General features: G+C 73.3%; 17 protein-coding genes and 1 other RNA gene. 10 read left to right on the forward strand and 8 right to left on the reverse strand.

The annotated features are described in order from the left end of the window. Positions 1-22: 22 nt before the first annotated feature. The 4 genes from AB0D66_RS06545 to AB0D66_RS06560 all read left to right on the forward strand — a co-directional run bounded on the left by AB0D66_RS06545 (position 23) and on the right by AB0D66_RS06560 (position 3,466). Positions 23-1,354 (forward strand): MFS transporter, encoded by a 1,332-nt coding sequence (locus AB0D66_RS06545; RefSeq protein WP_362297658.1) that lies wholly within the window; start codon positions 23-25, stop codon positions 1,352-1,354. A gap of 47 nt (positions 1,355-1,401) precedes the next feature. Beyond that, positions 1,402-2,808: an SH3 domain-containing protein gene (locus tag AB0D66_RS06550; RefSeq protein WP_362297528.1), complete on the forward strand. Its 1,407-nt coding sequence runs from the start codon at positions 1,402-1,404 to the stop codon at positions 2,806-2,808. Between the two features lie 128 nt (positions 2,809-2,936). Beyond that, complete coding sequence (locus AB0D66_RS06555; RefSeq protein ID WP_362297532.1) at positions 2,937-3,212, forward strand: type II toxin-antitoxin system prevent-host-death family antitoxin; 276 nt, start codon at positions 2,937-2,939, stop codon at positions 3,210-3,212. Next, positions 3,209-3,466: a Txe/YoeB family addiction module toxin gene (locus tag AB0D66_RS06560; protein WP_362297535.1), complete on the forward strand. Its 258-nt coding sequence runs from the start codon at positions 3,209-3,211 to the stop codon at positions 3,464-3,466. The genes AB0D66_RS06555 and AB0D66_RS06560 overlap by 4 nt, the downstream gene beginning before the upstream one ends. Before the next feature lie 58 nt (positions 3,467-3,524). Here the strand turns inward: AB0D66_RS06560 and ssrA are convergent. The 5 genes from ssrA to ftsE all read right to left on the reverse strand — a co-directional run bounded on the left by ssrA (position 3,525) and on the right by ftsE (position 7,418). Next, positions 3,525-3,913, reverse strand: a transfer-messenger RNA (tmRNA) gene (ssrA, locus tag AB0D66_RS06565). Between the two features lie 82 nt (positions 3,914-3,995). Continuing rightward, positions 3,996-4,481 (reverse strand): SsrA-binding protein SmpB, encoded by a 486-nt coding sequence (gene smpB, locus AB0D66_RS06570; protein WP_362297537.1) that lies wholly within the window; start codon positions 4,479-4,481, stop codon positions 3,996-3,998. 18 nt (positions 4,482-4,499) lie between these two features. Beyond that, positions 4,500-5,681, reverse strand: a complete 1,182-nt coding sequence (locus AB0D66_RS06575; protein WP_362297540.1) for a S41 family peptidase — start codon at positions 5,679-5,681, stop codon at positions 4,500-4,502. A 67-nt stretch (positions 5,682-5,748) separates the two neighbouring features. Then, complete coding sequence (ftsX, locus tag AB0D66_RS06580; protein WP_362297543.1) at positions 5,749-6,711, reverse strand: permease-like cell division protein FtsX; 963 nt, start codon at positions 6,709-6,711, stop codon at positions 5,749-5,751. Between the two features lie 17 nt (positions 6,712-6,728). Continuing rightward, on the reverse strand, positions 6,729-7,418 hold the full coding sequence (gene ftsE / locus AB0D66_RS06585) for a cell division ATP-binding protein FtsE (RefSeq protein ID WP_362297546.1): 690 nt from the start codon (positions 7,416-7,418) through the stop codon (positions 6,729-6,731). A 248-nt stretch (positions 7,419-7,666) separates the two neighbouring features. Between ftsE and AB0D66_RS06590 the strand changes: the two genes are divergently transcribed. Next, positions 7,667-7,858, forward strand: a complete 192-nt coding sequence (locus AB0D66_RS06590) for a hypothetical protein (RefSeq protein WP_069920483.1) — start codon at positions 7,667-7,669, stop codon at positions 7,856-7,858. Between the two features lie 76 nt (positions 7,859-7,934). Here the strand turns inward: AB0D66_RS06590 and prfB are convergent, their stop codons facing one another. After that, complete coding sequence (gene prfB, locus AB0D66_RS06595) at positions 7,935-9,044, reverse strand: peptide chain release factor 2 (RefSeq protein ID WP_362297550.1); 1,110 nt, start codon at positions 9,042-9,044, stop codon at positions 7,935-7,937. A 327-nt stretch (positions 9,045-9,371) separates the two neighbouring features. Between prfB and AB0D66_RS06600 the strand changes: the two genes are divergently transcribed. After that, entirely contained in the window at positions 9,372-10,388 is a 1,017-nt protein-coding gene (locus AB0D66_RS06600) for a 2-oxoglutarate and iron-dependent oxygenase domain-containing protein (RefSeq protein WP_362297553.1), read from the forward strand. Positions 10,389-10,452: 64 nt separating this feature from the next. On the opposite strand, the gene AB0D66_RS06605 is transcribed toward AB0D66_RS06600, so the two are convergent. Continuing rightward, positions 10,453-11,721, reverse strand: coding sequence for a serine/threonine-protein kinase (locus AB0D66_RS06605; protein ID WP_362297556.1), 1,269 nt, complete (start codon positions 11,719-11,721; stop codon positions 10,453-10,455). 159 nt (positions 11,722-11,880) lie between these two features. Further along, positions 11,881-13,602: a protein kinase gene (locus AB0D66_RS06610; protein WP_362297559.1), complete on the reverse strand. Its 1,722-nt coding sequence runs from the start codon at positions 13,600-13,602 to the stop codon at positions 11,881-11,883. A gap of 415 nt (positions 13,603-14,017) precedes the next feature. Here AB0D66_RS06610 and AB0D66_RS06615 point away from each other — a divergent pair, with 415 nt between their 5' ends. From AB0D66_RS06615 to AB0D66_RS06630, 4 genes are all read left to right on the forward strand, one after another. Further along, positions 14,018-16,954, forward strand: coding sequence for an FHA domain-containing protein (locus AB0D66_RS06615; RefSeq protein WP_362297661.1), 2,937 nt, complete (start codon positions 14,018-14,020; stop codon positions 16,952-16,954). Positions 16,955-17,072: 118 nt separating this feature from the next. Next, positions 17,073-18,434, forward strand: a complete 1,362-nt coding sequence (locus AB0D66_RS06620; RefSeq protein ID WP_362297562.1) for an ABC transporter substrate-binding protein — start codon at positions 17,073-17,075, stop codon at positions 18,432-18,434. 92 nt (positions 18,435-18,526) lie between these two features. After that, positions 18,527-19,792: a sugar ABC transporter permease gene (locus AB0D66_RS06625; RefSeq protein ID WP_362297664.1), complete on the forward strand. Its 1,266-nt coding sequence runs from the start codon at positions 18,527-18,529 to the stop codon at positions 19,790-19,792. Beyond that, positions 19,789-20,655, forward strand: a complete 867-nt coding sequence (locus AB0D66_RS06630) for a carbohydrate ABC transporter permease (protein WP_362297565.1) — start codon at positions 19,789-19,791, stop codon at positions 20,653-20,655. The genes AB0D66_RS06625 and AB0D66_RS06630 overlap by 4 nt, the downstream gene beginning before the upstream one ends. The last annotated feature ends 125 nt before the right edge of the window (positions 20,656-20,780 follow it).

Genomic DNA, 20,780 nt, shown 5'->3' on the forward strand with positions numbered 1-20,780 from the left:
GAGGCTGGTTGCCATGCCCCTCATGACCGTCACCGGCACCACGCTCGTCCTCGCCGCCCCGGCCACCGCGGCGCCCGCGCCCGCCCCGGCCCCCGTCTCCGCCCCCGTACCCGCCGCCGCGCCCGCCGCCGGCCGGGGCCGCGCCCCCGGCCCGTACCGCCGCCTGTTCGCCCTCCCCGGGACCCGCGCCTTCACCGCCGGGAACCTGCTCGCCCGGCTCCCCATGGGCATGTTCGGGGTCAGCGCGGTCATGATGATCGCCGGCCAGCGCGGTTCGTACGCCCTCGCCGGAGCGGTCACGGCCACCGGCCTGGCCGCCACGGCCCTGGTGGCACCCTGGACGGCCCGGCTCGTCGACCGCTACGGGCAGGCCCGCGTCGCCGTGCCCGCCACCCTGGTCGCGGTCCTCGGCTCGCTGTGCCTGGTCGTGTGCGTCCGGACCGGGGCCCCGGCCTGGACCCTCTTCGCCTCCTACGCGGCGACCGCCACCACCCCCAACATCGGGGGCATGTCCCGGGCCCGCTGGACCCACCTGCTGCGCGGCGCCCCCTCCTCGCACCACACCGCGATGTCCTTCGAACAGGCCGCGGACGAACTCTGCTTCCTGCTCGGCCCGGTACTGGCCGCCTTCCTCTGCACGGCCGTCTTCCCCGAGGCCGGCACCCTCGCCGGCGCCGCCCTCTTCCTCACCGGGATGCTGGTCTTCACCGCCCAGCGCTCCACCGAGCCCCCGGCGACGGGTGCGGCGCCCCGCCACGGCTCGCCGCTGCGCGCCCTGGCTCCGCTCCTGGCCCTGTTCGGCTGCCTGGGCCTGGTGTTCGGCTCGATGGAGATCACCTCGATCGCCTACCTCGACGCCGCCGGGCTGGGCGCCGCCTCCGGCCTGGTCCTCGCCCTCCAGGCCGCGGGCTCCTGCGCGGCAGGGCTCCTCTACGGCACCCTGCGCCCCCGCACCCTGCGGACCTGCGTGGTCGCCCTGGCCGTCCTCATGGCCCTGCCCTGGGCCGCGGCGTCCACCGGCTCGCTGCCCGCGCTCGCCGGGGCCCTGCTGCTGGCCGGCATGGCCACGGCCCCGACAATGGTCACCGCGATGTCCCGGGTCCACGCCCTGACCCCGGCGGGCCGCCTCAACGAGGGCATGACCCTCGCGGTCACCGCCATCCTCGCGGGGATCGCGGCCGGTTCCGCCACGGCCGGCCTGACGGTCGACCGCCTGGGTGCGACGACGGCCTACCTGCTGCCCGCGGCGGCCGCGGTCGCCGCCGTGGCGGCCGCGGCGGCAGGCCGATTGATCCGGCGGGCGGGTGATCGTTCCCGCGTGGTACGCACCGCCGCCGCTCGCGATCCGCAATAACTGGGGGTGCCTTCCCCCAGCGCCCTTTCTTCGCGGAGGAACACCCTTTGTCTGCTCACCGCTCCGTCTCGGCTGCCGTGATCGTCGCGGCCGTCACCGCCTCCTGCCTCGTACCGGCCGTACCCGCCCTCGCCGACTCGGCGGGGCCGCGGTTCTCCCAGCCGTACGTACCGTCGATCGCCCCCGGCCGGACGGGCCGCGTCGTCATCGCCGCCGCCACCGGGACGGATCAGGCCGTCAGCAGCACCTTCCGGATCACCGCCCCGGAACGGACGACCTTCCCGGAGGCCCGCTTCTACTGGAACGGCCGGCGCACCGCCGCCCCGTGCACGCTCTCGCGCGACGCCCGGCAGCTGACCTGCGAGGCCGGAACGCGGGCGGGCTTCGTCTTCCCCGCGAACGAGCAGACCCGGCTCGGCGTGTCCGTCCGGGTGGACGCGAACGCCCCGGAGGGCACGACGCTGGACGGCGGCGAGTGGGCGACCGGCGCCGAGGCGCCCGCCCTGTTCGCCGTGGCCACCGCCGTGACCGGGCCGACGGGCCCCAAGGGCGACGACGGCAAGCCCGGAGAGCACGGCCACCACGGCAAGCCCGGAAAGCACGGCCCGAAGGGCGAGAAGGGGGACAAGGGCGACAGGGGCGACACCGGCCCCCAGGGGCCCGCGGGCCCCGAGGGACCGCAGGGACCTGAGGGCCCGCAGGGACCCGAGGGACCACAGGGACCCGAAGGACCGGCCGGACCCGAGGGACCGCAAGGCCCCTCCGGCGGCCCGCCCGGACCGCAGGGCCCCAAGGGCGACACCGGCGACACCGGCCCCGAAGGACCCGCGGGACCGGAAGGACCCGCAGGACCCGAGGGACCCGCAGGCGCCGAAGGCCCGGCCGGACCCGAAGGACCGCAGGGACCGTCCGGCGGCCCGCCCGGACCCCAGGGCCCGCAGGGACCCCAGGGACCCGCCGGCCCCTCCGGCCCCGCGGGACCGCAGGGCCCCAAGGGCAACCAGGGCAACCAGGGCAGGCCCGGAAAGCCCGGCCCCGCAGGCCCCGCCGGACCCAAGGGCCACCAGGGCAAGCCCGGGAAGCCCGGCCCGGCCGGTCCCGGCGGACCGAAGGGCCCCAAGGGCCCCCAGGGCCTGCCCGGCAAGCCCGGTCCGCAGGGCCCGAAGGGCCCCAAGGGCGACACCGGCAAGCCCGGCGACTGCAAGTGCGGCGGCCACCACGAGCACCCGAAGGCCAAGATCGTCGCCCCCGGCAAGGGCCTCGGCATCCGCTCCGGCCCCGGCACGCAGTACGCGAAGAAGGGCAAGGCCCTGACCGGCACGGTGGTCAAGCTTCAGTGCAAGGTCAACGGCCAGAACGTCGACGGCAATTCGATCTGGTACAAGCTCGCCGACGGCAGCGGCTGGATCTCCGCCCGCTACGCCCTGAACCTCAACAAGGTGCCGTTCTGCTAGCAGCCGCCCCCGCCTGACATGACGAAGGCCCCGCAGCCGAGAGGCGGCGGGGCCTTCGTCATGTCGTACCAGTTTTCGGTACCTATCCTGTACCGTAAACTCGTACGACCCCGAGAGGAGTGGGCGCCATGTCCATAAGTGCCAGCGAAGCCAGGGCAACCCTGTTCCCCCTGATCGAGCGCGTCAACACCGACCACGCCCCGGTGCGCATCACCTCCAAGAACGGTGATGCCGTACTCATGTCCGCCGACGACTACGACTCCTGGCAGGAGACCGTCTACCTGCTGCGCTCACCCGCCAACGCCCAGCGACTGATGGCAGCGGTGGCACGGGACCGCGAGAGCACGCCCGCGGTCGCCAAGACGATGGACGAACTGAGGGACCTGGCCGGGGGCGAGGAGTGAGGAGCGTCCACTTCGACCCCGACGCCTGGGAGGACTTCCTCTTCTGGCTCGCCTCGGACCGGAAGATGGCCCGCAGGATCACCCGCCTGATCGGCGAAATCCAGCGCGACCCTTTCGGCGGGATCGGCAAGCCCGAGCCCCTGAAAGGCGAACTGTCGGGTTACTGGTCCCGTCGAATCGACGACGAACACCGGCTCGTCTACCGGGCGGACGAGAAGGAAGTGAAGATCCTCAAGGCCCGCTACCACTACTGATACGGCATGACGAAGGCCCCGCAGCCGAGAGGCTGCGGGGCCTTTGCCCACATGGGATGAGTGGAGATGGCGGGAATCGAACCCGCGTCCAACGGTGCAGAAGCAGGGCTTCTCCGAGCGCAGTCCGCTGCGCTTTTCTCAGCCCCGGAGATCACGCGGACAAGTCTCCGACGGGCTCAGTCACTGTTTGATTTCCCTCCCACCCCCGTGACCGGGGTGAGAGGTTTAGATCCCTAATTGACGCCAGGATCCGGACCGGGACCACTTCCGGGCTGACGCTCCTCACAGAGGCTTCAGCTCACTGTTATTAGGCAGCGAGGGTGAAGCGGGAGTTATCGCTCTTGGAGTTGGCGATTATTGTTTGCGACATGTGGTTAGCGAGATCATTGCCGCTTCCTCGGCTCGCTTCCCCTGCATCGACATCCGCTGTCGAAACCGATCATCCCCATGTTTTTTTAACAATGTGCTCCACCCCGGGGGGCGGTGCTGACGCCATGGTACGCGAAGTGGACCACCACGTGCCAGGTGATTAAACCGTACCCCGCTGCTTGCGGCGGATCGCCGAGATCGCCCGGTTCGTCTCGCGGGTGTCCTGCTTCTCCCGCAGGGTCTGCCGCTTGTCGTACTCCTTCTTGCCCTTGGCCAGCGCGATCTCGACCTTCGCGCGGCCGTCCTTGAAGTACAGCGCGAGGGGCACGATCGTGTGACCCGACTCCTCCGCCTTGCGCTCCAGCTTGTCGATCTCCTCCCGGTGCATGAGGAGCTTGCGCTTGCGCCGGGCGCTGTGGTTGGTCCAGGTGCCCTGGCTGTACTCCGGCACGTGCACGTTGTAGAGCCACGCCTCGCGGCCCTCCACCGACACGAACCCGTCGACCAGCGAGGCCCGGCCCTGGCGCATGGACTTGACCTCGGTGCCCGTGAGCACGAGACCGCACTCGTAGGTGTCGAGGATCGTGTAGTCGTGCCGCGCCTTCTTGTTCTGGGCGATCAGCTTGCGCCCTTTTTCCTTAGCCATAGTGCGGTCATTTTCGCACTACCGACCCACCCCGAGGCCACCCAATACCTGCGCGGCCCGCTCCTCGGCACCCGCACCGGCCGCCACGTCCGGGGTGATGCCGCCGCCGTCCAGGCTGCGGCCTCCCGGCGTGCGGTACGTGCCGACCGTCAGCTCGGCCACCGAGCCGTCCGGGAGCTCCGTCGGCATCTGCACGGAGCCCTTGCCGAAGGTCCGGCTGCCCACCGCCACGGCCCGGCCGCGGTCCTGCAGGGCGCCGGTCACCAGCTCGGCCGCGCTCATCGTGCCGCCGTCCACCAGGGCCACCAGCGGCCGGGCCGTGTCGCCGCCCGGGTCCGCGTACAGGGCGCGCTGCTCGCCCCGTACGTCGTACGTCGCCACGAGCCCGCCGTCCAGGAAGGCGGAGGCGGCCGCCACCGCCTCGGCGACCAGCCCGCCCGGATTGCCGCGCAGGTCGAGCATGAGCCCGGTGCCGGGCGGGGCCGCGCGCACGGCCGCCTTGACGCGCTCGCCCGAACCGCGGGTGAAGGAGGCCACCTTGATGACGGTGATCCCGTCGCGGAGCTGCCGTACGGTCACGGGCTCGGTGCGCAGCTGCTCACGGCGGACGGTCTCGGTGAGGTCGGCGCCGTCGCGGCTGAGGTTCATGACGACGGGGGTGCCGGCCTCGCCGCGCAGCAGGGCGATCACGTCGGTGACGGCGAGGCCCGTGACGGCGTGCCCGTCGACGCTCAGCAGCCGGTCCCCGGCGCGTACGCCGGCCCGGGCGGCGGGGCCGGCGGGCTGGACCCGGTCGACCTCGATGCGGCCCTCGCCGCCGCGCCGGGCCCAGAGCCCGACCCCGGTCCAGCGGCCGTCGAGGCCCTCGGCGAAGGCGGCGTACTCGCCCTGGTCGTAGACGGTGCCCCAGCGGTCGCCGCTGCGGCTGACCACCTCCTGTGCGGCCTTCTTGCCGGACTTCCCGTCCGCGACGGCCTCGGCGGCGGCCCGGGCCACGGCCTCGCGGTCGGCGGTGCCCGTGGCCCCGGGCGGCTCGGGGGCGGGGGCCTGCGCTCGGACGGCGAGGGCGGCCGCGGGGTCCTCCCGGTCCCAGCAGCCGGTGCTCGCGGCGGTGCCGACGGCCGCGAGGAAGGCCAACGTCAAAACGGCCCCGCGACGCAGGTCGCGGGGCCGGAGACAGAGAGCGGGCAGACCCGGCATGGCGCCGAGTCTAGGACAAGCCCCGCGCCGGTACGGATGGTTGGCCGGACCGCTCGCGGGGCGCTTGTCACACCTTCAGGTACTTGCGCAATGCGAGGAACGCGGCCACCGAGGGCATCAGGAGGCCGATGAAGAGCACGTACGGCAGCTTGCCGAGGACGGAGGTCCAGCCCATGAAGTCGATGATCTGGATCTTGTCCCGCAGGCCGACGCCGTGGTCGATCACGAAGTACTGGCCCGAGACGAGCATCACGCAGGCGAAGAGGGCGCCGATGAGCCCGGCGACGGCGGCCTCCATGATGAAGGGGACCTGGATGTAGAAGCTGGAGGCGCCCACCAGCCGCATGATCCCGGTCTCCCGCCTGCGGCTGAACGCGGAGACGCGCACCGTGTTGACGATCAGCAGCAGGGCCACGATCAGCATGATCAGCATGATGGCGAGGGCGGCGACGTTGAGGTAGTTCAGGATCTTGAAGAGGTCGTCGATGGCCTGGCGCTGGTCGTCGACGGTGTGGATGCCGTCCCGGCCGGTGAAGGCCGAGGTGACGACCTTGTACTTCTCCGGGTCCTTGAGCTTGACCCGGAAGGACTCCTGCATCTGGTCGGGGGTGATGGAGGAGGCCAGCGCCGTGTGGCCGTACTGCTCCTGGTAGTGCTTGTAGGCCTCGTCCGCCGACTCGTAGGCGACGGACTTCACCAGGGACATCTGCTTGAGCTCGGCCTCGATCTGCTTCTTCTGCTCGTCGGTCACCGCGCCCTTGCGGCAGGTGGCGACACCCAGGTCGCCCGATCCGGCCGCCTTGTTGGCGGCCTCGGTGGCCTGCTCGGCGTCCGACTTGTTGCAGAGGTAGATCGAGACGTTGGCCTTGTCGTACCAGTAGCCCTTCATCTTGCTCACCTGCTCGCGCATGAGCAGGGAGCCGCCGAACAGGGCCAGCGACAGGGCCACGGAGATGATGACCGCGAAGGTCATGGTGAGATTGCGACGGAGACCGACGCCGATCTCCGACATGACGAACTGGGCGCGCATTGCGTCTCAGGGACCTTTCAGTGCTGGTAGCCGTAGACGCCGCGCGACTGGTCGCGCACGAGTCGGCCCTGTTCGAGTTCGATGACGCGCTTGCGCATCTGGTCGACGATCTGCTGGTCGTGTGTCGCCATGATCACGGTGGTGCCGGTCCGGTTGATCCGGTCCAGCAGCTTCATGATCCCGACGGAGGTCTGCGGGTCGAGGTTGCCGGTGGGCTCGTCCGCGATGAGCAGGGCGGGGCGGTTGACGAAGGCGCGGGCGATGGCCACGCGCTGCTGCTCACCGCCGGAGAGCTCGCCGGGCATCCGGTCCTCCTTGCCGCCGAGGCCGACGAGTTCCAGGACCTGCGGGACGGCCTTGCGGATCTCGCCCCGCGGTTTGCCGATGACCTCCTGCGCGAAGGCCACGTTCTCGGCCACCGTCTTGTTGGGCAGCAGGCGGAAGTCCTGGAACACGGTCCCCAGCTGGCGCCGCATCTGCGGGACCTTCCAGTTGGAGAGCTTGGCGAGGTCCTTGCCCAGGACGTGGACCTGGCCGTGGCTCGCCCGCTCCTCGCGCAGGATGAGCCGCAGGAAGGTGGACTTGCCGGAGCCGGAGGAGCCGACCAGGAAGACGAACTCGCCCTTCGCGATGTCCAGGGTGACATCTCTGAGTGCGGGGCGGTTCTGCTTCGGGTAGGACTTGGAGACGCTGTCGAATCGGATCACGGTGCACCACGGTCGCCGGGAGTAGGTGTGCGTGACCATACGCGAACGGGCGCGGGGTGTGGACCCGGCAACCGGAGATGCACCTTTTATCCCCTGGTCCGGGAGGGTCCGGGCCCGTCGGGACCGCGATTGACCGGAGGGGCCGCGCCGAATGCCGGCGAAGCTGGCACAGTGGGAGGGGGAACGGTCTCGTTCCCCGCCGCGTTGTAGTCGGTGTCGCAGTGTGATGGGGACGAGAGGAGGAGCGCATGACATATGACCGGCTCGTGTGCGCGAACTGCGCCGCACCCGTAAGCCAGGGCCGCTGCCCTGTGTGCCGGGCGAACCGGGAGCGCCTCCAGCAGGAGGGCCCCTTCTCCGGCCTGAATCCCGTGGCGCTCATCGCCCTCATGGTGATCCTGGTGGCCGCGCTGGCGCTGGTGGCACAGCAGACCGCGTAGACGTACCGATCATGACGACTCATGGCGAAAGGGCCCGGACACCTGGTGTCCGGGCCCTTTCCGCGATGCCGGGGGGTTACGCGGTCTGCTCCTGCTGCTTGCGCCAGCGGATGCCGGCCTCGAGGAAGCCGTCGATCTCGCCGTCGAGCACCGCCTGCGGGTTGCCGACCTCGAACTCCGTCCGCAGGTCCTTGACCATCTGGTACGGGTGCAGGACGTAGGAGCGCATCTGGTTGCCCCAGGAGCTGCCGCCGTCCTTGAGGGCGTCCATCTTGGCCTGCTCCTCCTGGCGGCGCCGCTCGAGCAGCTTGGCCTGGAGCACGTTCATGGCGCTGGCCTTGTTCTGGATCTGCGAGCGCTCGTTCTGGCAGGAGACCACGATGCCGGTCGGGAGGTGCGTGATGCGCACCGCCGAGTCGGTGGTGTTGACGCCCTGGCCGCCGGGGCCGGAGGCGCGGTACACGTCGATGCGCAGCTCGCCCTCGTCGATCTCGACGTGGTCGCTGGACTCGACGACCGGCAGCACCTCGACGCCGGCGAAGGAGGTCTGGCGGCGGCCCTGGTTGTCGAAGGGCGAGATCCGCACGAGGCGGTGGGTGCCCTGCTCGACGGAGAGGGTGCCGTAGGCGTACGGGGCCTTGACGACGAAGGTGGTCGACTTGATGCCGGCCTCTTCCGCGTACGAGGTCTCGTAGACCTCGGTCGGGTAGCCGTGCCGCTCGGCCCAGCGCAGGTACATGCGCTGCAGGCGCTCGGCGAAGTCGGAGGCGTCGACGCCGCCGGCCTCGGCGCGGATGTTGACCAGGGCCTCGCGCTCGGCGTACTCGCCGGAGAGCAGGGTCCGGACCTCCATCTCGTCCAGCGCCTTGCGCACGGAGACCAGCTCCGCCTCGGCCTCGGCGAGGGTGTCCGCGTCGTCCATCTCCTGGGCGAGGTCGAACAGCACCGCGAGGTCGTCGATGCGCCCGCGCAGGGTCTCGGTCTTGCGGACCTCTGCCTGGAGGTGCGAAAGCTTGCTCGTGATCTTCTGAGCGGCCTCCGGGTCGTCCCACAGGGACGGCGCGGCGGCCTGCTCCTCGAGCACGGCGATATCTGCCCTCAGCTTGTCGAGGTCCAGGACGGCCTCGATCGACCCCATGGTCGAGGAGAGGGACTTCAGCTCTTCGGAAACATCGACGACTGCCACGGGTCCAGCGTAGCCGGTCCGCGGGCGGGGCCGTCCGGGCAGGCCGGATCACCCGTACTGATGGCCGCTCGTACGGGCGTACGCTCACCGTATGACCGTTCTCTTCGTCACGCGCCTCGTGAAGCGCCGGCATGTGGACCACATGCGCGTCACGACGTCGAGCTGTCTGCCGCCGGACCATCCCCAAGCCTGATCCACACCGATCCGACTTGGTCCTGTACGCGGCCCAAGCGGTCCCGGCGCCATCCCTGCCGGCGGCCCTCCCCACCCGCGGCCCCCGCCACCCGTAGGGGAACAGGACCCCGTGACATCCGAAACGGAGACGTCATGCCGTCCGCGCACTCCACCGTTCCCGCCCTCCCCGTCCTGGACCTCTCCGAGGCGGACGACCCGGCCCGGCGGGCCGGGTTCCTGAAGAAGCTCCACGCCGCGGCCAGGGACACCGGGTTCCTGCACCTCACCGGGCACGGGGTCACCGACGCCGAGAGCGCCCGGATCCTGGAGCTGGCCAGGGCCTTCTTCGCCCTTCCGGAAGCCGACCGGCTGGCCGTGAGCAATCTGAACTCCCCGCACTTCCGGGGCTACACCCGGATCGGCCACGAGCTGACCGGCGGAGCCCACGACTGGCGGGACCAGCTGGACGTGGGCGCGGAGCGGCCGGCGCCGGCGGTCGGGCCGCGGGACCCGGCGTACCTGTGGCTGGAGGGCCCGAACCAGTGGCCCGCGGCGCTGCCGGAGCTGCGGGGCGCGGTGCTGGACTGGCAGGCCCGGCTCGCGGCGGTGGCCCACCGGCTGCTCCGGGAGATCCTGGCCTCGATCGGCGCCCCGGCGGACTTCTTCGACGCGGCCTTCGCGGACCTCCCCCATCTGCACACGAAGCTGATCCGCTACCCGGGGTCCGCTCCGACGGGCGCGGACCAGGGGGTCGGCGCGCACAAGGACTACGGCTTCCTTACTTTGCTCCTCCAGGACTCGGTGGGCGGCCTGCAGGTGGTGCGGGACGGGGGCTACGTCGACATCCCGCCGATGCCAGGGGCGTTCGTGGTCAACCTGGGCGAGCTGCTGGAGATCGCGACGGAGGGCTATCTGACGGCTACGGATCACCGGGTGGTCAGCCCGCCGGGCTCGGTGGAGCGCTACTCGGTGCCGTTCTTCTACAACCCGCGGCTGGACGCGGTGGTGGAGACCGTGCCCGGGGACTACCTGGCGGCGGCGCCGGGCATCGCGCCAGACGCCTCGAACCCGCTGCACGCGGAGTACGGGCGCAACGAGCTGAAGGGCTGGGTACGGGCCCACCCGGCCGTGGCCCGGCGCTGGCACCCGGAACTGGTCGTCGCTCCGTAGCCCCTGCCCCGGGCTGCGCCCGGCCCCGCCGCCGATGGGGGCGCGGGGGATGCCGGGTGCGGGGCTACGGGGTGCGGGGGCCCGACTGCTTGCTGTCCTGCGGGGGCGCGGGGTCGTCGCCCGAGACGGCGAACCACGTGCCCAGGCCCACCGCCGCGGCCAGGGCGACGGCCGAGAGGGACAGCACCAGCCGCCGCTTGCGGGCGGCCTCCGCGCGGTGGCGGGCCGAGCCGGGGCGGTGGCCGCCCGCCGGGCGGGGGACGCGGGCGGTGCCCAGCGCGCCGCCCGCCAGCTCGTCCGGCCCGGGCACCCGCATCGAGGTGTGGGTGTCCCGGTTGGAGTCGGTCGCGGAGCCCGGCACCAGCGGGACCACGCCCCGGCGGCGCACCGGCTCGGCGCCGCCGGCGGCCGAAGCCGCCGACGGGTCGTCCGCGGGATCCGGCTCCGGCTCCGCGTCGTCCGGCTCGTCCACGTCCAGCGGCGGCATCCCGGCCAGCAGCGGCAGCAGGTCCCGGAGGCGCACGGAGAGCTCCGAGGCGCGCAGCCGCGAGGCCGGCGCCTTGGCCAGGCACTGCACGATCAGCTGCCACAGCTCGTCGGGGATCCCCGGCAGCGGGACGACCGTCTCGGTGACGTGCCGCCGCAGGACCGCGCCGGGGTGGCCCCCGCCGAAGGGGGTGAACCCGGCCAGCAGCTCGTACAGGACCGTGGCCAGGGCGTATATGTCCACCGCCGCCCGCGGGGGCAGCCCCTCGACGATCTCCGGCGCCAGATAGTCCGGTGTGCCGATGATCCGCGTGGTCGGGGCCGTGGCGCGGCCGGCAGAGGCCCGCCGGGGGCTGTCGATCAGCTTGGCCACGCCGAAGTCGGTCAGCAGCGCCGGATGCGCGCCGCCCGGACCGAGCGGGCCCTGCATGTCCAGCAGGACGTTCTCGGGCTTGACGTCGCGGTGGACGACCCCGGCCGCGTGCGCGGCCGCCAGCGCGTCCGCGACGTCCGCGACGATGGCCACGGCCGCCTCGGGGGCGAGCCTGCGCTCGCGGTCGAGGCGCGTGCGCAGGTCCGTACCGCGGACGAGGTCCATGACGAGGGCGAGGTCGTTGCCGTCGACGACGAGGTCGCGGACGGAGACGACGTGCGGGTGTTCCAGGCCGAGCAGCGCGCTGCGCTCCTGGACGAACCGTCCGACCAGCTCCTGGTCGGACGCGAGGTCCTCGCGCAGCAGTTTGACGGCGACGGGCCCGTCAGGCCCCTCGCCCAGCCACACCGTGCCCGCGCTGCCGCGCCCCAGGATCTGGTGCGCGGTGTACCGGCTGCCGATCTTCCGTGCCACGACTGCTCCCTCAGCGGCTGGCGTACGCACCAAAGCTACGCGGCCGGGTGGGCGTTGGAGGCCAGCAGGGGCCCGGATTCGCGGCGACCTTCACTTCTGCGGGCGAAATCACGCCCCAGAAGTCGACAAATCCACGAACTCGGCGCTACGGGGCCCGGTTCAGGGCTGCGTGGTGCCCGAGCCCTCCCCGACGGAGCCCACCCAGTCGGCGATGGAGGAGCCCCACGTCCACAGCTGGTCCCACCAGCCGCGGCCGGTGCCGACCCACTCCTGGAGCGGGGTGAGCTCCCAGATCAGCCAGCCCGCCACCACGAACAGCACGATCATGACCAGGCAGCCCTTGAGGCAGCCGAGGCCGGGGATCCGTACCGGGTTGGCGCTGCGGCGGCGCGGCTCGCGCGGGGCCTGCTGCCGGGGCGGCGGGCTCTGCGGGGGCTGCTGCTGCGGGGGCTGCTGCGGCTGCGGCTGGCGGTACTGGGGCTGCTGCGGAGGCTGCGGCTGCTGGTACGGCTGGGGCTGGTGCTGCTGCGGCTGGTAGTGCTGCGGAGGCGGCGGGGGCGCGTACTGCTGCTGCGGCCGCTGCTGGGGCTGGCGGTACTGGGGCTGCTGCGGCTGCTGGTACTGCTGCTGCGGGGGCTGCTGGGGCCGGTGCTGCGGCGGCGGGGGCGCCTGCCGCTGGGGGCGGCGGCGCAGCGGGTCCTCGCTCGGGTCGAGGTACTGGACCTGCGTCTGCTCGTTGCGGTCGCGGACGGCGCGCATCTGCGATTCCCACGGGTGCGGCTGGTCCGGCTGCTGCACGGGCGGCATCACCGAGGTCGGGTCGGCCCCGCCGGGCGCGCCGACCGGCGGCATGACGCTGGTCATCGCGTTCGGGTCGTACGCGCCCGTGGGCGCCCCCGCGCCGGCGGGCAGCACCTGCGTGGGGTCGGCGGATCCCAGTACGCCGGGAGTCTCGGGGACCGGGGCCGGGGAGGGGTCGGGCGCGAGCACCGCGCCGACGCCGAGCGCGGCCTCCACCTCGGCCGCCGTGGAGTGCACGCCGATGCCGGCGGCGACCACGCGCAGCCCGCGGGCCAGGCTCTCGGCGCTGGGCCGCTCGTTCGGCTCCTTGCGCAGGCAGCGCTCGACGACGGTCCACAGCGGCTCGGGGACGGTCGAGGGACGCTGCGGCTCCTCGCTGAGGTGGCGGTGGAGCACTTCGAGCGCCGTGCCGCCCGCGAAGGGCGGCCGGCCGGTGAGCAGCTCGTAGAGCAGGATGCCGGCGCCGTAGATGTCGACGGCGGAGGTCTGCGGGCGGCCCTCGGCGGACTCGGGGGCCACGTAGGCCGGGGTGCCGACGAACTCGTGGGTGCGGGTCAGGCCCGGGGAGTCGGCGAGGCGGGCGATGCCGAAGTCGGTGAGCATCGGGCGCATCTGTCCGCCGCGCTCGTCGAGCAGCACGTTGGCCGGCTTCAGGTCGCGGTGGACCACGCCGTCGGCGTGGCTGGCGGCGAGCGCGTCCGCGATCTGCGCGGTCAGCAGGCTCGCGGCGACGGGGGTGAAGGGGCCGTTCTGGCGGAGGTACTTGTGCAGGTCCGGGCCGTCGATCAGGTCCATGACCAGGGCCAGCAGGTCGCCCTCGACCACGAGGTCGCGGGTGCGCACGATGTTGGGGTGCGTCAGGCGCAGCAGGACGGAGCGCTCGCGCAGGAAGCGCATGACGATGTCCGCGTCCTGGGCCAGCTCCTCCTTGAGGACCTTGATGGCCACGGTCTCGCCGGGCTGCCCGGCGACGGCCGCCTCGGCACCCGCGGTCTCCCGCTGGCGGGCGCGCCAGACGGTGCCCGTGGCGCCGCGCCCGAGCGGCTCCTCGAGCAGGTACTTGCTGCCGACTGGCCGCACGTCTCGCGCTCCCCTGCTGTCGTCTTCTGTCGTCAGGATTTTCCGACCCACTCTAGGGGGTGTCCCCATGAAGGACGCCGGGTGCCGGAGGTTGGTTGCCGTACATATGTACGAAGGGTGATGTTTGGGGGGTATGCCGGAGGCGATTTTCCCCTGCTCCCCGCCCCCTCCGACCGAGGTCCGCGCCGTACCGTGATCGATCAAGATCAATTGTCGCCGGGTGCCGGGCGTGTTGTCCGCGACAGGTGCGAGGATGCACCCGTACGGAACGGCACGGGCGGGAGCCGCGCCTTCCGGGCAGACCTGACCGGACGACGCGTCCGTGCCGGGCGGGGGGCGGTCGGGCAGTGGTGTGCCGACGTTCCCCTGCCGGGCGCACACACCGCGCACCGCGCAGAAGGGACCGCTGACGGCGATGCAGATCCGGCTGACCGTCCTTGGGTCGCGCAGCGGCCACCAGCCCTCGACCGCCCCTGCGAGCTGTGACGTACTCGTCACCGCGCCCGTCGGCACCGCGCTCGCCGCGGTCGCCTCCGGACTCGCGGCGACCGTCGGCGGACCCGACACCGGGGGCACGGTCGTCCTCTACGCCGGAGCCGAGCGCCTCGACCTCCAGCGGCGCGTGCTGGGCGAACCCCCGCTGGTGGACGGGGCGGTGGTGGCCCTGCACGGCCCGGTCCCGGACGTACTGCCCGAGGAGAGCCTCGGCGCGCCCCAACTGCACGTGGTGGCCGGGCCCGACGCGGGCGGGGTGCACCTGCTGCACAGCGGGCAGATCAAGGTGGGCCGCTCCGCCGACGCCGACGTCCCGCTGGACGACCCCGACGTGTCCCGGCTGCACTGCACGGTGACCGTGCTGCGGGACGGGCGGGTGGCGGTGGCCGACCTGGACTCGACGAACGGCACCACCCTGGACGGCTCCCCGGTCGGCCCGCAGCCGGTGGCCCTGCCGCCCGGGGCGCTGCTGCGGGTGGGCGAGTCCACGCTGCGACTGGCCGCCTCGGCCGCCGCTCCCCTGCCGGTGGCCCCCGACCTGGAGGGCCACCTCGCCCTCGGCGGCCGCGGGCCCGCCGCCGTGCCCGCTCCGCCCGCGCACCGCCCGGGCCTGCCCGGCTCGGAGTGGACCGGCACCCCCGGCTCGGCCCCCGACCCCTACGCGGGGGACCCCCGCACGGGACACCCCCCGGCCGCCGCACCGGAGCCCGCCGCCGCGGCCGGGCCGGACGGACCGCCGGCCGGCCGGCGCAAGGGCCTCGGTGCCTGGGCCCGCAAATGGGTGCGGGGCGAGGAGGCCGCCGAGGCCCCGGCCGGGCCCTCGGCCCCGGCCGCCCCCGCCAGACCCGACGCCGACGACCCGGCCGCACTGCTGCTGGCCGCGCTGGGCCCCACCGAACGCCTCTGGTCCCGTACGCCGGGACACCCCCGGGTGCTGGACGTCGGGCTCGGCGCCGGCAGCCGGGTCTCGCTGCGGGCCGTCGGCGCCCTCGGCATCGCCGGCCCGCGCACCCGCCTGACGGGCCTGGCCCGCTGCGTGATCGCGCAGCTGGCGGGCCTGCACGCCCCGGCGCAGCTGGAGATCGTGCTGGTCTGCACCGACCGGGCGCGCACCCTCGCCGAACGGCGCCGCGACTGGGGCTGGCTCGGCTGGCTGCCCCACGTACGGCCCGCGCACGGCCAGGACTGCCGGCTGCTCCTCGCCTACGACCGCGACCAGGCGGCCACCCGGGCCGGCGAGCTGACCCGGCGCCTGGACGACAGCCCGCTCGGCACGCACTGGGCGGCCGCCGACCCCGAGCGGGTGCGGCAGGCCGCCGAGGCCTACGAGGGCCCGTACACCCTCCTCGTCCTGGACGGCGATCCGGGCGCGGGCGCCCTGCGCGACATCACCGGGCGGCTCGCCTCGCACGGTCCGGCCGCCGGGATCCACGTCCTGGCGCTGGCCGAGGCTCCGCCCGCCACGCCCGCCTCCCCGGTCGCCGAGACGTACGAGGCCGCCTGCGCGAGCGCCCCGGCCTTCCGGGACTGCGGGGCGGTCGCCCTGCTCAGCGGGGACGTGGCCACGACCGTACGGACCTTCGCGGTCCACGGCGGCAGGCCGGCGCCGAGCGGAGACACGGCCACCGCCGACGCCGTGTCCGCGGCCTGGGCCGAGCGGTTCGCCAGGGCGCTGGCACCGCTGCGCACCGAGGGCGCGGGCACCGGCGAGCCGTACCGGCCGGCCGCCGCCACCCTGCCCGCGACGGCCCGGCTGCTGGACGAGCTGGGGCTGGCGCGGGCCACCCCGGCCTCCCTGATGGCCCGTTGGGCCGCCGCCACCGAGCAGGGGCAGGGGGTGGGCGGGCTGGTCGAGCTGGTGCTGGGCAGCGGCCGGCGCGGCCCCGTCGGGACCGAGCTGGTGCACGACGGCCCGCACCTGCTCATCGAGGGCCCGACCGGCAGCGGACGGACCGAGCTGCTGCGCTCGGTGGCCGCGTCCCTGTCGGCGGGCGCCCGGCCCGACCGGCTCGGCCTGCTCCTGCTCGACGGGGCGGGCGGCGAGCGCGGCGACGGGCTGGCGTCCTGCACCGACCTCCCGCACGTCTCGGCCCATCTGGTGGCCTCGGACCCGCTGCGGATGCGGGAGTTCGCCCAGGCCCTGGGCGCGGAGCTCAAGCGCCGCGCCGAGCTGCTGGACGGGACGCCGTTCGCCGAGTGGCACGCGCGGCGCGAGGTCTCCGACCGGATGGTCGCGCCCCGCCGGCCCACCGAGGGGGAGCTGCGCGGCGACCTCGACCCGCAGCGCACGGGCACGCTGCGGCTGCGCTCCTCGCTCGCGGCGGCCCGTACCGACCCGGCCGGGCCCAGTCCGCTGCCCCGGCTGGTGGTGTTGGTGGACGACTTCGACGCGCTGGTCGCGCCGGGGCTCGGCAGCACCGGACGCCCCGCCGCCGGTTCGGTGGTCCGGGCGCTGGAGGCGGTGGCCCGTGAGGGCGCCCGGCTCGGGGTGCACCTGGTGGCCACCAGCGCCCGCCCGGACCGCACGGCCGACACCGTGCTGGCCCGGCTGTCGACCCTGCGCGTGGAGCTCGACGCGCCCGACCAGCCCGGTCCCGGCCGCGGCCTGCTCCGCTGCCCGGACGGCCGGACGGTGCCCTTCCAGGCGGGCCGGGTCACCGGCCGGATTCCCAGAACCGCGACCCAGCGCCCGACCGTGGTGCCGGTGGAGTGGGAGCGGATGGGAGACCCGCCGGCCCGCCGCCCGGTGCGCGAGCTGGGCAACGGCCCGACCGACCTCGCCCTGCTGGCCAGCGCCCTGGACCGGGCCTCGCACCTGGTCTCGGCGATACCCGTGCTGTTCCCGCCCGCCCCGTAGGGCCCGCTCCCGGACCGGGCGGGCGCCGCACCGGCTGCCCGAGGCGGTATTGCGGGGCCGCGCCGGTCGGCGTAGACCTTGTGGTCCGGGACACACCACGGGCATCGGGGGCAGAACCATGCGCAGGCACGGAACGAGCCGTACGACACTCAGCTGGGCGGCACTCGCCGCGGCGGGCGCGCTCACGCTCGGCGCGTGCGGCGGGGGCGGCGGCGGGAAGGACCAGCCGGCCCCGGGCGGGGCGGAGCAGACCCCGAGCGTGGCGTTACCCCAGCTGAACGGCGAGAAGCTGGAGGTCGCGGCGGTCTGGACGGGACCGGAGCAGGAGAACTTCACCAAGGTCCTGAAGGAGTTCGAGAAGCGGACGGGGGCTTCCGTCACCTTCGTCCCGGCCCAGGACCCGATCGTCACCTTCCTCGGCTCGAAGATCGCGGGCGGGGCGCCGCCGGACGTGGCGCTGCTCCCGCAGGTCGGGGCGCTGGTCTCGGCGGTGCAGAACAAGTGGGCGCAGCCGGTGGGCCCGGAGGCCCAGGCTCAGCTCGACAAGAACTACTCGGCGGGCTGGAAGACGCTGGGGGCCGTCGGGGGCACCCAGTACGGCGTCTACTACAAGGCCGCGAACAAGTCGCTGATCTGGTACAACGCGAAGGCCTTCGAGGCGGCGGGCGTCAAACCCCCGGCGACCTGGAAGGAGTTGCTGACCGCGGCCGACACCCTGTCCGCCTCGGGCACTCCGGCGGTCTCGGTGGCCGGAGCCGACGGCTGGACCCTCACCGACTGGTTCGAGAACGTGTACCTGTCCCAGGCCGGTCCGGAGAAGTACGACCAGCTGGCCAAGCACGAGATCAAGTGGACGGACGACAGCGTCAAGCAGGCGCTGACCACGCTGGGCGAGCTGTTCGGGCGCAAGGACTTCCTGGCGGGCGGGCCGAGCGGGGCCCTGTCGACCGAGTTCCCGAAGTCGGTGACCCAGACGTTCACCGGCGGCGACCGGCCGGCGGCGGCGATGGTCTTCGAGGGCGACTTCGTGGCGGTGAACATCGCGCAGACCGAGGCGAAGGTGGGTACGGACGCGCTCGTCTTCCCCTTCCCGGCCGTCGGCGCGAAGGCTCCGGTGGTCTCGGGCGGTGACGTGGCGGTGGCTCTGAAGCCGTCGAAGGGCGCGCAGGCGCTGCTGACCTTCCTGGCGTCGGCGGACGCGGCCGCCATCCAGGCCCGCGAGGGCGGTTTCATCTCCCCGAACAAGGCGGTCGACCTGGCCGCCTACCCCAACGACATCCAGCGGAACATCGCCAAGGCGCTGATCGCGGCGGGCGACGACTTCCGCTTCGACATGTCGGACCAGGCTCCGGCGGCCTTCGGCGGGACCCCCGGCGCGGGTGAGTGGAAGGCCCTCCAGGACTTCCTGGCGAACCCGTCGGACGTGGCGGGCGCCCAGGCGAAACTGGAGGCGGACGCGGCCAAGGCCTACGGGAACTGATCCCGGTGACGGCCAAGGTCACCACCCCGGCCCCGGCCCCGGCCGCCCGGGCGGGCAGGACCGCCCGCTCGGCCGAGGCCAGGCGCCGCCGCCTGGTCGCGGCGGCGTTCCTCCTGCCGGCGCTCGTGCTGCTCGGCGCGCTCGTCGTGCACCCGATCGGCTACTCGCTCTACCGCAGCTTCTTCGACCGTCCCGGGACCGGGTTCGTCGGCGGCGACAACTACCGGGAGATCCTGAGCGACCCCACCATCCGCACCGCCCTGCAGAACACGGCGCTGTGGGTGGTGCTCGCGCCGACGACGGCCACCGCGCTCGGCCTGATCTTCGCGGTGCTCACCGAACGGGTCCGCTGGGGAACGGCGTTCAAGCTGCTGGTGTTCATGCCGATGGCGATCTCGATGCTGGCGGCGGGCATCATCTTCCGCCTCGTCTACGACCACGACCCCGACCGGGGCGTCGCCAACGCGGTCTGGGTCGGGGTCCACGACACCTTCGCGGAGTCCTCGGCCTTCCCCAAAGCCCGCCCGGGCCGGGACTCCCCGCTGACGGACGCCGGCGGAGGCGCCTTCGTGACCCGCGACCCGGTCCGCGCGGGCACCCCGGTGCTGCTGCCGCTGGTCGGCGTGGCCCCGGAGGCCCTGCCGGAGGGGACCCGTACGGCCAAGGCGGCGGCCGCCGAGCCCGGCAAGGTCACCGGGACGGCCTGGCAGGACTTCACCCGCGGCGGGGGCGGCGCCACGAACGCGGTCGACCCGGCCGAGCAGGCCTTCGCCGGGATGCGGATCGAGGCGGTCAAGGACGGCCGGGTCGTCGATAGGGCGACGGCCCGAGCCGACGGCACCTTCACGCTGTCCGCCAAGGCCGACGGGGCACAGCTGCGGCTGCCGGCGGCGAACTTCCGCGAGGCCTACGCGGGGGTCCAGTGGCTGGGCCCGTCGCTCGTCACCCCGGCGGTGATCGGGGCGTACGTATGGATGTGGGCCGGTTTCGCGATGGTGCTGATCGGGGCCGGGCTGGCCTCCGTACCGCGCGAGCTGCTGGAGGCGGCGCGGGTGGACGGGGCGAACGAGTGGCAGGTGTTCCGCCGGATCACCGTGCCGCTGCTGGCGCCCGTGCTGGCGGTGGTGCTGGTCACCCTCGTCATCAACGTGATGAAGATCTTCGACCTGGTCTTCGTGATCGCACCGGGGGCGGTGCAGGACGACGCGAACGTGCTCGCGCTCCAGCTCTACCGGACCTCCTTCGGGACGGACGCCGATCCGGGTCTGGGCAGTGCCATCGCCGTGCTGCTGCTGGTGCTGGTGGTCCCGGTGATGCTGGTGAACATCCGCCGGCTGCGGAAGGAGGGGTCCCGATGAGCCGTTCCCCCCGGGTCTCGTACGCCCAGGCCGTCTCCGCCAAGCTCGCCTCGGGTGCGGTGCGCGTGTTCCTGGTGGCGGCCGCGCTCTTCTGGCTGCTGCCCACCCTCGGCCTGCTGCTCTCCTCCCTCCTGGCCCCGGGCGATCTGAACCGGGGCGGCTGGTGGCAGGCGCTGACCGCGCCCGCGCGGCTGACCGCCGGCAACTACGAGCGGCTGCTGGCGAACGACACGATCACCGCCTCGCTGCTGAACACCGTCGCGATCGCGGTTCCGGCCACCCTGCTGGTCCTGGTCCTGGGCGCCTTCGCCGGATACGCCTTCGCCTGGCTGGAGTTCCCCGGACGGGACTGGCTGTTCCTGGTCGTCGTCGGGCTGCTGGTCGTCCCGGTCCAGGTGGCGCTGATCCCGGTGTCCGAACTCTTCGGCGCCATCGGCCTGTTCGAGACCACGGCGGGCGTGGTGCTCTTCCACACCGCCTTCGGGCTGCCGTTCGCGGTGTTCCTGCTGCGCAACTTCTTCGCCCAGATCCCACGGGAGCTGCTGGAGGCGGCCCGCCTGGACGGTGCGGGCGAACTGCGGCTGTTCGCGCGGGTGGTGCTGCCGCTGGGCGGTCCGGCCATCGCCTCGCTCGGCATCTTCCAGTTCCTGTGGGTGTGGAACGACATGCTGGTCGCGCTCGTCTTCGCGGACTCCGCGAACCCGCCGGTGACGGTGGCGCTCCAGCAGCAGGTACGGCAGTTCGGGAACAACATCGACGTACTGGCGCCCGGCGCGTTCCTGTCGATGGTGATCCCGCTCGTCGTCTTCTTCGCCTTCCAGCGGCAGTTCGTCTCGGGGGTGATGGCCGGGGCCATCAAGTAGCGGCGCGAGGCGGCCGCGACGACCCCCCGACATGCGGTGTTGACGCTGCGTAACCCGAATGCCACACGCTGCGTAACCCGAACACCACACCGGGGGTTGCTTGGGGGTACCACCCAGCGGTAGCT

Source organism: Streptomyces sp. NPDC048270 (genome assembly GCF_040652335.1).
Taxonomy (GTDB): Bacteria; Actinomycetota; Actinomycetes; order Streptomycetales; family Streptomycetaceae; genus Streptomyces.